At 71.9% G+C, this 12233-nt stretch carries 8 protein-coding genes and 1 tRNA gene; 3 read left to right on the forward strand and 6 right to left on the reverse strand.

Going from position 1 to position 12233, the window contains the following annotated elements; genetic code table 11:
- The first annotated feature begins 37 nt into the window (after positions 1-37).
- Positions 38-3937: a Pls/PosA family non-ribosomal peptide synthetase gene (locus tag LQK93_RS03430; RefSeq protein ID WP_374970176.1), complete on the forward strand. Its 3900-nt coding sequence runs from the start codon at positions 38-40 to the stop codon at positions 3935-3937.
- Positions 3938-5275 carry a M1 family metallopeptidase gene (locus tag LQK93_RS03435; protein ID WP_374970177.1) on the forward strand — a complete coding sequence of 446 codons (1338 nt, stop codon included), beginning with the start codon at positions 3938-3940 and terminating at the stop codon, positions 5273-5275.
- Here LQK93_RS03435 and LQK93_RS03440 read toward each other — a convergent pair.
- The 4 genes from LQK93_RS03440 to LQK93_RS03455 form a co-directional block, all read right to left on the reverse strand.
- Complete coding sequence (locus LQK93_RS03440; protein ID WP_374970178.1) at positions 5248-6006, reverse strand: 4'-phosphopantetheinyl transferase family protein; 759 nt, start codon at positions 6004-6006, stop codon at positions 5248-5250. The two genes, LQK93_RS03435 and LQK93_RS03440, sit on opposite strands and share 28 nt — an antisense overlap.
- A 47-nt stretch (positions 6007-6053) precedes the next feature.
- A complete protein-coding gene (locus tag LQK93_RS03445) occupies positions 6054-6395 on the reverse strand; it encodes a three-helix bundle dimerization domain-containing protein (RefSeq protein WP_374970179.1) in 342 nt (113 codons plus the stop codon).
- A 134-nt stretch (positions 6396-6529) separates the two neighbouring features.
- Positions 6530-6603: transfer RNA gene (locus LQK93_RS03450), tRNA-Met, on the reverse strand.
- A gap of 187 nt (positions 6604-6790) precedes the next feature.
- Positions 6791-9805 (reverse strand): UPF0182 family protein, encoded by a 3015-nt coding sequence (locus LQK93_RS03455; protein WP_374970180.1) that lies wholly within the window; start codon positions 9803-9805, stop codon positions 6791-6793.
- 281 nt (positions 9806-10086) lie between these two features.
- On the opposite strand from LQK93_RS03455, the gene LQK93_RS03460 reads away from it, so the two are divergent.
- Positions 10087-10626, forward strand: coding sequence for a PPA1309 family protein (locus LQK93_RS03460; protein WP_374970181.1), 540 nt, complete (start codon positions 10087-10089; stop codon positions 10624-10626).
- A gap of 14 nt (positions 10627-10640) precedes the next feature.
- Here LQK93_RS03460 and LQK93_RS03465 read toward each other — a convergent pair whose 3' ends face one another.
- Both LQK93_RS03465 and LQK93_RS03470 read right to left on the reverse strand, forming a co-directional pair.
- The gene (locus LQK93_RS03465) at positions 10641-11759 is read right to left on the reverse strand and encodes a PDZ domain-containing protein (protein WP_374970182.1); all 1119 of its coding nucleotides are present in this window, start codon (positions 11757-11759) and stop codon (positions 10641-10643) included.
- Positions 11760-11773: 14 nt separating this feature from the next.
- A complete protein-coding gene (locus LQK93_RS03470; protein ID WP_374970183.1) occupies positions 11774-12232 on the reverse strand; it encodes a molybdenum cofactor biosynthesis protein MoaE in 459 nt (152 codons plus the stop codon).
- Position 12233: the final 1 nt, after the last annotated feature.

Below are 12233 nucleotides of genomic sequence, written 5' to 3' on the forward strand. Positions count from 1 at the left end.
TGAGGACACACCCCCCGTACCTGGAGGCAGCAGCCCGGTGAACGACCCCCTCCGCGCCGCAGGGCGCGCCGCCGCACCGCGCACCCTCGTCGACGTGCTCGGGGCCACCGCGGCAGCCCACCCGGACGCCGCCGCGGTCGACGACACGAGCACCGTGCTGACCTACGCGGAGCTGACCGAGGCGGCCCGGTCCTTCGCTGCCGAGCTGCACGCCGCGGGCGTGCGCCCCGGTGACCGGGTGGGGGTGCGCGCGCCGTCGGGGCACGTCGACCTCTACGTGGCGATCCTGGGCATCCTCCACGCCGGCGCGGCATACGTGCCCGTCGACGCCGACGATCCCCAGGAGCGCGCCGACCTCGTCTTCGCCGAGGCCGGCGTCAGCGCGGTCGTGGGGGCGCGCCGTCGCATCCGGCCAGTGGCGCGACGAGGTATGCCGGGTGCTGCCCCCGAGCGCCCCGAGCAGGGCCGCCGCGTCGCCGCGGTCACCTCCGACCACGACGCGTGGGTGATCTTCACGTCGGGCTCGACCGGCGTCCCGAAGGGGGTCGCGGTGTCGCACCGTTCGGCTGCGGCCTTCGTCGATGCCGAGTCACGAATCTTCTTGCAGCACGAGCCGATCGGACCCGGCGACCGGGTGCTGGCGGGGCTCTCGGTCGCCTTCGACGCCTCGTGCGAGGAGATGTGGCTGGCCTGGCGGCACGGTGCCTGCCTGGTGCCGGCCCCTCGGTCGCTGGTGCGCACCGGTCAGGACCTCGGCCCGTGGCTCGTCGCGCAGGACATCACGGTCGTATCGACGGTGCCCACGCTCGCCGCCCTGTGGCCGGCGGAGGCGCTGGAGCCGGTGCGGCTGCTGATCTTCGGCGGCGAGGCGTGCCCGCCTGAGCTGGCGGCTCGGCTCGCGACGCCGGACCGCGAGGTGTGGAACACCTACGGCCCCACCGAGGCCACGGTCGTCGCGTGTGCCGCCCGGCTGGAGAGCACCGGCCCGGTCCGCATCGGCCTGCCCCTCGACGGCTGGGACCTGGCCGTCGTGGGCGCGGACGAGCACCCGGTCGCGGCCGGCGAGACCGGCCAGCTCATCATCGGCGGAGTCGGGCTGGCCCGTTACCTCGACCCCGCCAAGGACGCCGAGAAGTTCGCCCCGATGCCGACCCTCGGCTGGGGGCGGGCCTATCGGTCGGGCGACCTCGTCGTCAACGACCCGGCCGGGCTGCTGTTCGTCGGCCGCGCCGACGAGCAGGTCAAGCTCGGTGGTCGCCGCATCGAGCTCGGGGAGGTCGACGCCGCGCTGCAGGCCCTTCCGGGGGTCACGGGCGCCGCAGCGGCGGTCCAGAGCACCCCTGCCGGCACGCAGCTGCTGGTGGGTTACCTCGTACCGGCCGACGCCGAGGCGTTCGACACCGACACCGCGCTGGCGCGGCTGCGTGAGGAGCTGCCGGCTGCGCTCGTCCCTGTGCTGGCCCTCGTCGAGACCATCCCGACCCGCACGTCGGGCAAGGTCGACCGTGCGGCGCTGCCCTGGCCCCTGGAGACGGGGTCCGCCGACGAGGACAGCCCGCTCGAGGGCGTCACGGCTTGGCTGGCGAGCCACTGGTCCTCCGTGCTCGGTGTCTCCGTGCGCTCGCCGGACGCCGACTTCTTCACCCTCGGCGGCGGGAGCCTGTCCTCGGCGCGCCTCGTGTCGCGGCTGCGTGAACGCTTCCCGACCGTGACGGTTGCCGATGTCCACGCCCACCCGCGACTCGGCGCTCAGGCCGAGCTCCTCGAGTCCTTCGCGCCGGTCGGCGACGGCGGTCCGAAACCGCCGGACCGAACGGTCCGCCAGATCCCCCGGCGCACCCAGCTGCTGCAGACCGTCGTCTCGGTCGTCCTGCTGACGATCAAGGGACTGCAGTGGCTCGTGGCGCTGGCCCTGGCGACCGAGCTGCTGCGAGCCGGCGGAGTGGCCCTGTGGACCCGCCCCATCTCGTGGTGGGCCGTGGGTGTCGGCCTCGTCGCGTTCGTCAGCCCCCTCGGGCGCATGGGCATCACCGCCCTGGCGTGCCGGCTGCTGCTGCGCGGCCTCAAGCCCGGGTCCTACCCGCGGGGTGGCTCGGTCCAGATGCGCCTGTGGGCGGCCGAGCGGTTCGCCGACGCGATGGGCGCGGTCACCATGGCCGGCGCCCCGTGGATAGTGCACTACGCGCGGTTGCTCGGCGCGACCATCGGCCCGGACGTCGACCTGCACACTGTTCCCCCGGTCACCGGCATGCTTCGGATCGGGCCCGGAGCGAGCATCGAGCCCGAGGTCGACCTGTCCGGCTACTGGATGGACGGTGACGTCGTCCACGTCGGGTCGGTACACATCGGCCGCGACGCCGTCATCGGCGCCCGCAGCACGCTCGGGCCCCACGTGCACGTCGGCCGCGGCGCGGTCGTCGAGGCGGGCTCCACGGTGCTGACCTCCGTACCGGCCGGACGCGTCGTCGCCGGTTCCCCCGCCCGGCGCGTCCACGACCCGGCCCACCTCGGCTTCCCGGCCGAGCACGCGCCGCGACGCCCGTGGTGGGTCGTGCTCTACGGCCTCTCGGGAGCGCTGCTCTCACTGATGCCCTTCGTCGCCATCTGGCCGGCGCTGCTCGTGCTCGGTCACGCCCTGCGGCCGACGACCGGTGTGGCCCAGGCGACGGCAGCCGCGTTGGCCTGGGTGCCGGTCGTGACCGTGCTCGGGATGGTCGGGCTGGCGGTGCTGACCGTGGTGCTCGTGCGCCTGCTCGCCCTCGGGGTGCACGAGGGCTTCCACCCCGTGCGGGGCCGGGTCGGGTGGCAGGTCTGGATGACCGAGCGGCTCCTGGACCAGGCGCGCACGCTGCTGTTCCCGCTCTACGCCAGCCTCTTCACGCCGGTGTGGCTGCGCGCCCTCGGCGCCAAGGTCGGCCGCGACGTCGAGGCGTCCACGGTGCTGCTTCTGCCCTCCATGACGACCGTCGCCAGCGGGGCCTTCCTGGCGGACGACACGATGGTCGGCAGCTACGAGCTCTCGCGAGGCTGGGTCCACATCGCGCCGGTGAAGATCGGCAAGCGCGCCTTCCTCGGCAACAGCGGCATGACGGCGCCCGGACGCCGCGTCCCCAAGTACGGCCTCGTCGCGGTGCTGTCGGCCGCCCCGCCGAAGTCCAAGGCGGGAACGAGCTGGCTCGGCAGCCCGCCCGTGCGGCTGCGTCGCGCGCCCCAGGGCAGCGACACCGAGCGCACCTACCAGCCGCCCACCCGGCTCAAGCTGGCGCGGGCGCTCGTCGAGGTGTGCCGGGTCGTGCCCGTCATGGTCACCGTGGCCCTCGCGGTCCTGGTCCTCGCGGCGCTCGAGATGCTTGCGCGGCAATGGGGCTGGACGGCGGCGTCCCTGCTCGGCGGAGTGCTGCTGGCGGCGGCGGGTGCCGTGGCTGCCGCCGTCACGACCGCGGCCAAGTGGGTGGTCGTGGGGCGGATCGAGGCCGTCGAGCACCCGCTGTGGAGCTCGTTCGTGTGGCGCAACGAGGTCGTCGACACCTTCGTCGAGATGGTCGCCGGGCCGTGGTTCGCGTGGACGGCGACCGGCACGCCGGCGATCAACGTCTGGCTGCGCAGCCTCGGGGCGCGCATCGGGCGAGGCGTCTGGTGCGAGACCTACTGGCTACCCGAGGCCGACCTCGTGACCCTGGGTGACGGTGCCACGGTCAACCGGGGCTGCGTTCTGCAGACGCACCTGTTCCATGATCGGATCATGAGCATGGACACCGTCACCCTCGACCAGGGAGCCACGCTCGGGCCCCACGGGGTCATCCTCCCGGCTGCCAGCATCGCGACTGCCGCCACCGTCGGACCCGGCTCGCTCGTGCTCCGTGGCGAGCGTGTACCTGCGGGCAGCAGGTGGACCGGCAACCCCATCGCGCCGTGGCGCGAGAAGCCGGCCACCTGAATGGGCACGGTCCCCGCCAAGGTCGGTGACGCCTCCTCGCCGGTGCTCGACCCGTACACCCCCGAACGCGGCGACCCCTCCTTCGTCGTCGACCACTACGACCTGGACCTCGACTACCGCGTGAGCAGCAACCGCCTGGCCGCCCGTGCGGTGCTCACGGTGCGGACCGTGGAGCGGGTCGACAGCCTTCGTCTCGACCTCGTGGGTCTGCGCGTGGGCAGGGTGCGCGTGGACGGCGCTGACGCGAAGTGGACGCAGCGGGGCGGCGCGCTGGTGGTGCGCCTGCCCCGAACGCTCGCCGCCGGCGCCGTCGCGGAGGTCGCGGTCGCGTACTCCGGCACGCCCGGACCGACCCGCACCCTGTGGGGCACCCTCGGCTGGGAGGAGCTGAGCGAGGGTGCGCTCGTCGCCTCCCAGCCCACCGGGGCGCCGACGTGGTTTCCGTGCAACGACCACCCGAGCATCAAGTCGACCTACCGCATCGGCATCGAGTGCGACTCCCCCTTCGCCGTCACCGCCACCGGCACCCTGACCGAGATCCGGACCCGGGGCAGCCGCACCCGCCGGGTGTTCGAGCAGACGCATCCCATGGCGACGTACCTCGCGTCGGTCCACGTGGGCCGCTACTCCGAGCGCCGGCTCGCCGACGAGCCGGTCCCCGTGACCCTCTTCACTCCGCCTGAGCACGCGGCCACGGCGTGCCACGAGCTGGGCCGCCTGCCCGAGATGATCCACGTGCTGGCCGACCGGTTCGGGCCCTATCCGTTCCGCGACTACCGGGTGATCGTCACCTCCGACGACCTGGAGATCCCTCTCGAGGCCCAGGGGATGGCCACCTTCGGGGCGAACTGGCTGCGGGGAGACCGCCGCCATGAGCGCCTGGTGGCCCACGAGCTGGCCCACCAGTGGTTCGGCAACAGCCTGACGGCGGCGACCTGGAGCGACATCTGGCTGCACGAGGGGTTCGCCTGCTACGCGGAGTGGCTGTGGGCCGAGGCCGCGGACGACGTGCCGGCCGACGTCAACGCCCGCTGCCACCACGCTCGGCTCTCGCGCCTCCCCCAGGACCTCGTCCTGCGCGACCCCGGCGCCCGGGAGATGTTCGACGACGTCGTCTACAAGCGGGGGGCGCTGGCCCTGCACGCGCTGCGCCGCGTCATGGGTGACGACACCTTCTTCGGGCTCCTGCGCGACTGGACCGCCACGTATGCCGACGGCACCGTCAGCACGGACGAGTTCTGCGCCGCCGCTGCCGACCACGCCGGCGAGCATGCGCTCGAGGTGCGGCAGCTGCTCGAGAGGTGGCTCGCTCAGCCGGCGCTGCCCGCCCTCCCCTGAGCCGTCTGCTGCGCCCCTTCTCCGGCCCACGTCACTGGGACGGTGACTCGCACACCGACGAGCGCGACGGCGCCCACCACGGTCTCGTGGTCCACGCCGGCGGGTGCGGACCACGGCCACCGTTGTGGCCCTGCCGGCATGCCGAGATCGAGGTCATCGACGACCACCATCTCGTCCCGCGGCGCCAGTGGGCCCAGGACGCCGAGACCGCCTGCCGGGAACGAGGCCGGGTCGATGTCCAGCCCGGTGCCGAGCGACTTCAGCACGGCCTCCTTGCGCGCCCAGATGCGCGCCCGCGACTCGAGACCCGGCGACGGTCGGTCCTCTGGGTGCAAGGCCACGGAGTCGAACCCCGGGAACCCCACGTCGCCGACACGGACGAGGTCGAGCCCGACGGGCGCCAGCCGCGTCAGCGCGACGGCCGTGAGCGCGGGGGCCGGTGAGGCGCTGTCGGTGCCCGCAGCCACGTGGCTGACCGACACGAACAGCCCAGGATCGTCGGTGACGCGCACCGGGCCGTGGGCAGCGCCGCATCGGCGACAGCTGCGGTCTATCCGGACGTCCGCTGGTCGTGCACCCAGCACCTCTGCGACGGCTCGTCGGACCAGGTGGTAGCCGGCAGAACGGCGGGCCGCCGTGACGGGGCTCGTGGCCTCCTCGACGCGCCTGCGCTCGGTCCCGTCCAACCCGAGCGGTGATGCCGGCTCCCGCACCTCGACGAGCCGCAGCACGACACTGCGCCGGGAGGAAGTGGCCGCCGAGCCGGCCGACCAGGCGCTCAGTGGACCTCTTCGGTGTCGAGACCCTCCGGGGTCTGCGCGACCTCAACCGCCTCCACGACCTCCACCACGTCGACGACCTCCACGAGCACCGCGGCGTCGTGGCCGTCGGGAATGTGCGGGGCCCACACCTCGCCCGGCTCGGCCCGCTCCACCATGGCGAGCCGGTCACGCGCAGCGTGCTCCACCAGGAGTGGGACGAAGTCGCGCACCGGCCCCCTCAAACGCGAGTGGGCGAGGCTCACCGCGGCTGCGACGACGTCACGGTGAAGCCAGGGGAACCGCTGCTCCAGACGCCTTCGGACGTCCTCGAGAGCCTTGGTCTCCGCTTCGCGGTCCATACGGTCATGGTCCGGGAGTCGGAGCAACCGCACAAGCGAGACGGCGAATCCCGACTCCCATACCCGTCCAGGAGTCACAAGCCGTGCAGAGAAGGCCGAAGGCCCGGACCACTGGTCCGGGCCTTCGTATTTTGTAGCGGGGGCAGGATTTGAACCTGCGACCTCCGGGTTATGAGCCCGGCGAGCTACCGAGCTGCTCCACCCCGCGTCGGCAAGAGCAACGTTACGCGAAACGTCGCGTTGGACCAAATCGAGGCGATGCTGTCCTCCAGGACGCGCCTCTTGATGACGAAAACCACTGCGGCAGCGCATCGTTCGCGCTGCCGCAGTGGTTCTGTGAAGAATCCGCCCCTCAGGGCCTTGTCACCGCCTTGTCCCGGCCTTGAACGGCTCGGTCAGGGTTTCGTCGTGGGCGCCGACTGCGGTGACGCCGCGACAGCCTGCTTCAGGGCGTCCTTCAGCTTGGTCTGCGCCTGCCCGTACGCCGCGAAGTCGCCACGCTTGAGGGCTGCCTCCCCCTCGGTGTAGGCGCTCTCGGCATCCTTGAGCGCTTGCGTCAGGGCGGCGGAGTTCGGGGTGCCCGACGGCGCGGGCTGGCCCGTGGCCGTGCTGCTCGGGGTCGGCGTGGGCGTCGAGGTGCTTCCGGGCGTCGGGGTGGGCGGAGCTGTCGTCCCGTTGTCGCCGGCGGGGGCCCCGGACGAACCGCCGAAGAGGTCGTTGAGTGCCAGGTCGAGTGAGCTGGCCCAGGCGATCTTGCTGCCGAAGGCCACGGCCACCGCGACGAGCCGGGGGTAGGAGCCCGACTGCGAGCGCGCCTGCGAGTAGATCGGCTGGACGTAGAGCAGACCGCCGCCCACGGGCAGGGTCAGCTGGTTGCCGAAGATGACCGCGTTGCCGTTGGAGTTCGTCGTCCCGATGTACTGGGCGAGGGTCGTCGGCAGCTGCGGGTCCTTGGACGACACGGCCGAGCTGCGCATCTCGTTGTAGACCTGCCCCGGGCCGCTCACCGTGCCCCCGCCCATGTCGAGGAGCCGCATGGAGCCGTAGCTCGGCGACTTCTTCCCGTTCTGCGAGCCCGCGTCGCCGTCGACGGCGAGGAAGCCCGACAGCACGTTCCGGTCACCCGTGGGCATGAAGGTCGAGGTCAGCGAGAAGGCGGGCTTGCTCTGGCCCGGCATCGCGAGCGAGAGGTAGTACGGCGGCTGCGGTAGCGCCTCCGCCTGCGTCGGGTCGTCGGGCACGCGCCAGAAGTTGTTGCCGCCGTAGAAGGAGCCGGCGTTGGTGTCGTGGTACTTCTGCAAGAGGTCCCGCTGGACCTTGAACAGGTCCTCGGGGTAGCGCAGGTGCGACATGAGCGAGCCGCCGATGTCGCTGATCGGCTTGACCGTGCCGGGGAAGATCGACATCCAGGCCTTGAGGACCGGGTCCTGCTCGTCCCACTGGTAGAGGGTGACGGTGCCGTCGTAGGCGTCCACGGTCGCCTTGACGGAGTTGCGCACGTAGTTGACCTGGCCGCCCTGCACGGCCCTCACGGAGTTGCGCGTGCTCGTCACGGCGTCCTCGGTGGCCTGGTCCAGGGTCGTGCTCTCCGAGTACGGGTAGTCCGAGGAGGTCGTGTAGCCGTCGAGGATCCAGAGCACCCGGCCGTTCACGACAGCGGGGTACGCGTTGCCGTCGAGGGTCAGCCAAGGTGCCACGCGCTGCACCCGCTCCCGAGGCGTGCGGTGGTCGAGGATGCGCGAGTCGTTGGTCACCGCGTCGGAGAGGAGGAAGTTGATCTCGCGGTACTTGACGGCATACGCGAGGCGCTTGAGGCCGTCCAGCGGCACGCCCCCATTGCCCGCGTAGGTGTAGTTGATCTGCCCGGTGCTCTTGGGGTCCGGGTAGTCGAACTCCTGCTTGTTGCCGCCGACGATGGAGTACTCGGGCGAGTTCTCGCCGAAGTAGATGCGCGGCTCGTACGTGCCCAGGGCTCCCTGCGTGCCGATCTGCGACTCGAGGAAGTCGGGGCTGCCGTCGCTCTCGCGGGTGTTGCCCTTGGCCGCGACGACGCCGTAGCCGTGGGTGTAGACGGTGTGGTCGTTGAGCCAGTTGCGCTGGCCCTCCGGCACGCCGCGCAGGTCGAGCTCGCGGGCGGCGATCACGGTGTCCTGCGGCTTGCCGTCGATCTGGTAGCGGTCGACGTCGAGCACGTCGGCGAACTGGTAGTAGCCCTTGCTGGCCTGCAGCTGCTTGAAGGTGGGGCTGACGATGTTGGGGTCGATGAGGCGGATGCCCGGCACCGTGTCGGCATCGCTGCGCAGCGCATTGGGCTGCGCCACGGTCTTGGTGTCGTACGACTTGACCTCGATGCCGTCGACCCCGTACGCCGCCCTGGTCGCGTTGATGTTGCGCTGGATGTACTCGAGCTCGAGCGACTTCTCGGACGGGCGCACCTTGAGCGACTGCACCAGGGCTGGGTAGATGCCGCCGACCGCCACCACGATGACCGCCAGGACCGCGACCCCGACGAGAGGCAGCCGCCACGAACGGGTCCAGATCGTCGTGAGGAACATGATCGCGCACATCACGGCCGCGACGGCGAGGATGCCCTTGGTGGGGATGTCCGCGTGGGCCTGGGTGTACTGGATGCCGGTGATCTTCGTCGACTCGGCGGTGGCGAGGTTGTAGCGGTCGACCCAGAACCCGATGGCCCGCACCAGCACGAGGGCGGCGGCGATCACCGACAGGTGCACGCGGGCGGCCTGCGTCGACCGCATCTTGCTGCCGGCGACGATGCCGCCGTAGAGGTAGTGCGTGAAGGCGGCCGTGATGAAGCCGATCACGAGCGTCATCGTCAGGAACGCGATGACGAAGTTGATCCACGGCAGGTCGAAGACGAAGAAGCCGATGTCGAGGCCGAACGCTGGGTCCGACTTGCCGAACGAGCTGCCGTTGCGCCAGAGCAGGAAGGTGTCCCACTGGGTGGCGGCGGACAGCCCGGCGAAGAGGCCGACGGCCAGGGGCGCCGCCACCGTCGCCGTGCGGCGCATCGGCTCGACGAGCTCGCGGTAGTGCTCCATCGCCTGGGTGTCGGGCGACGGGGCGTAGATGGGACGGCTGCGGTAGGCGAAGTGGATGCTCGACCACACCATGGCCGCCGTGAGGAGGCCGCCGATGATCCCGAGCAGGACCTTCGTGACGATCTGCGTGCTGAAGACGCCGGCGTAGTCGACCGACTGGTACCACAGCACCTCGGTCCAGAACTGCGCCGCGATGGCGATCACGACCAGCAGGGCGGCCGCCACGACGAGGGCGGTGACAAGGGGGCGCCGCGTGGGAGGCAGCCTGTCCGCATCACCCCTTCGGGGCGGGCCGGAGCTGTCGTCGTTGAAGTTGCCCGGCGGGGGGCCGAAGTTGCTGTCGCTCACGTGGAGTGCCTTGGGTGCGAGGGCGGGCAGGTGGTCGGGCGGACCCGGGGCGGCCTCCTTTGGCCGCTTGCGCAAACCATAACCCGGGCTCCTAGGCGTGCCCCCGCGAGCCGCGGCAACGTGACCGGCACGAGACCCGCCACGAGACGGGCAGGAGGCCGGGCCGTATGCCGGGCCGTACGCCGGGCCGTATGCCGGCCCGTTCGGCCCGCCGTCGGGCTCACGCCGCGCGGGGCCGGCCAGCCCCCGCGCGCGCACGGGGGTCGACGGCATACGGCAGCATGGTCGTCGTGAACTCCCAACCCGTGATCGACCCTCTGGCCATCGCCGCGCTCGACACCGAGCGCCACGTCGCAGCAGCCGGCTGGGACCAGCCCGCGCGCCTGTTCGCGCTCGTGCGCACGGCCGACCTCCTCGAGCGGGAGCCTCAGCTGCGCGGCCAGATGGGCCCGTCCGACCTCGCCGAGGGCGCGCTGACCGCCATCGAGCAGGAGGGACTGCCCGCGACGAGCTCACTCGAGAGCCTCCTGGGCCGACTCGCCTGGCCGGCCGAGGTCGACGGCTGCGCCTTCGCCATCGAGCGGATGGTCGTACCGCCCGAGGCCGAGAGGGAGCTCCCGACGCGAGGCGACGACGCCGTCGACCTGCTGGCCGCCCACCCCGACCGCAAGGACGTCCGCCTCCTCGTGGCGGTGCTGCGCGACGGGTCCTCGATCTGCCTGCTGCGCCAGCGCGACCACGACTCCGACGACGCCGTCGCGACCGGCAAGGACATCGCCCCGGGACTGGTCGAGGCCCTCAAGGCGTCGTTCGAGGACTGAGCCGCTCGCCGAGCTCAGCAGCGGGGCAGCGACTGCGTCTGGTGCTTGGCGATGTCCTCGACCGCCGTCCGGGCCTGGTCGAAGGTGCCGACCTTGAACACGGAGAGGCCGTCGGGCTCGTGGCCGACCACCTCGTCGCAGTTGCCGGCCGGCGCCAGGAAGTACTGCGCGCCGTCGGCGCGAGCCCCGGCCAGCTTCTGGCGGATGCCGCCGATGGGGCCCACGGCGCCCTGTTCGTCGATGGTGCCGGTGCCGGCGATCTGGTTGCCACCGGCCAGGGGCCCCGGCGTCAGCTTGTCGTAGATGCCGAGCGAGAACATGAGACCGGCCGAGGGCCCGCCGATGGAGCCCGCGTCGACCGCGATCTTGGCCGGGAAGTCGTGCGTCAGCCCGAGGAGCACGCCGAGTGCGGTTCGTCCTTCCTGGCCGCTGATCGTGGGAACCTGCACCGTGCGCGGCTTGCCCTGACGCGTGACCGTGAGGGAGACGGGGTCGCCCGGTTTGGTCCGCTGGAGCACGTCACGCACCTGCTGGGTGCTGGTGATGGGCTCGCCGCCGATGCGCTCGAGCCGGTCCCCCACCGCCAGCAGCCCCTTGGCCTTGGAGCCGTCGGTGATGCCGGCGATCGCGACGTGGGTGGGCACCTTCTTGCCGAGGGCCCGGAGAGCGACGGCGGTCGCTTCCTCCTGGGAGCCCTCCATCTGGATGGCGTTCTCCTCCGCGACCTGCTCCTTGCTGACCTGCGGGTCGAAGACCCGGTCGACCGGCAGGACGTCACGGGACGGGTCGACCCAGGCCTGCAGGACGTCCCAGACGTTCACGGGGTAGCCGGGCCCGCCTTCGACACGGACGGTGGTGAAGCGCAGCGCCCCGTCGGTCGGATAGGTGGGCAGCCCGGACACGGCGATGATCGGCTTGCCTCCGTCGGCGGAGGCGCCCAGGGTGTTCTCGGTCGGGCCGGGACTCATGACGGCATACGGCAGGTGCACGAGCGAGCCGACGACGACGACCACGAGGAAGAGGAAGAAGCCCGCGAGCAAGGCCTTGTTGCCGCGGGTCAGGCGGCCACGGGTGCCCCCGTCGACCGCGTGGGCAGGCGTGACCGGTTCGGTGCCGGCGGGCTGCTCCGGCACCCGCTTGATGGTCCTCACGGCAGTCCGACCCACTCGTCGGCGCCGTCGGTGAACCGCTGGTGCTTCCAGATCGGGATGGTGGCCTTGAACTCGTCGATCAGCTCACGGCAGACGGCGAAGGCTTCCCCGCGGTGCTCGGCGCTGACGCCGACGACCACGGCGATGTCGCCGACCTCGAGGTGCCCGACCCGGTGCACGACCGCGATGCGGACCGAGCGGCCGTCGGCCGCGATCCGATCCGCGAGCTCCCGCGCCGCCTCGGCCGCCTGGGGGTGCGCTGAGTAGTCGAGGGCCGCGACGGACTTGTCGTCGGACGTGTCGGACTCGCCATCGGGGCTGTCGTGGAGGCCGTCGTGGTCCCGCACGGTGCCGACGAACAGGCACACCCCTCCCGCACGCGGTGAGGAGACGCTCGAAAGCACCTCGTCGACCGACAGAGGGCTCTCGCGGATCTCGGCAAGGGTGACCGTCACG

This window comes from Terrabacter sp. BE26 (assembly GCF_041941675.1).
In the GTDB taxonomy this organism is placed as follows: domain Bacteria; phylum Actinomycetota; class Actinomycetes; order Actinomycetales; family Dermatophilaceae; genus Terrabacter.

Coding starts and splice junctions, on each gene's coding strand:
- LQK93_RS03460 (WP_374970181.1), top strand. CDS start 10,087: ATGGTCGTCGTGAACTCCCAACCCGTGATCGACCCTCTGGCCATCGCC.
- LQK93_RS03445 (WP_374970179.1), bottom strand. CDS start 6,395: ATGGACCGCGAAGCGGAGACCAAGGCTCTCGAGGACGTCCGAAGGCGT.
- LQK93_RS03435 (WP_374970177.1), top strand. CDS start 3,938: ATGGGCACGGTCCCCGCCAAGGTCGGTGACGCCTCCTCGCCGGTGCTC.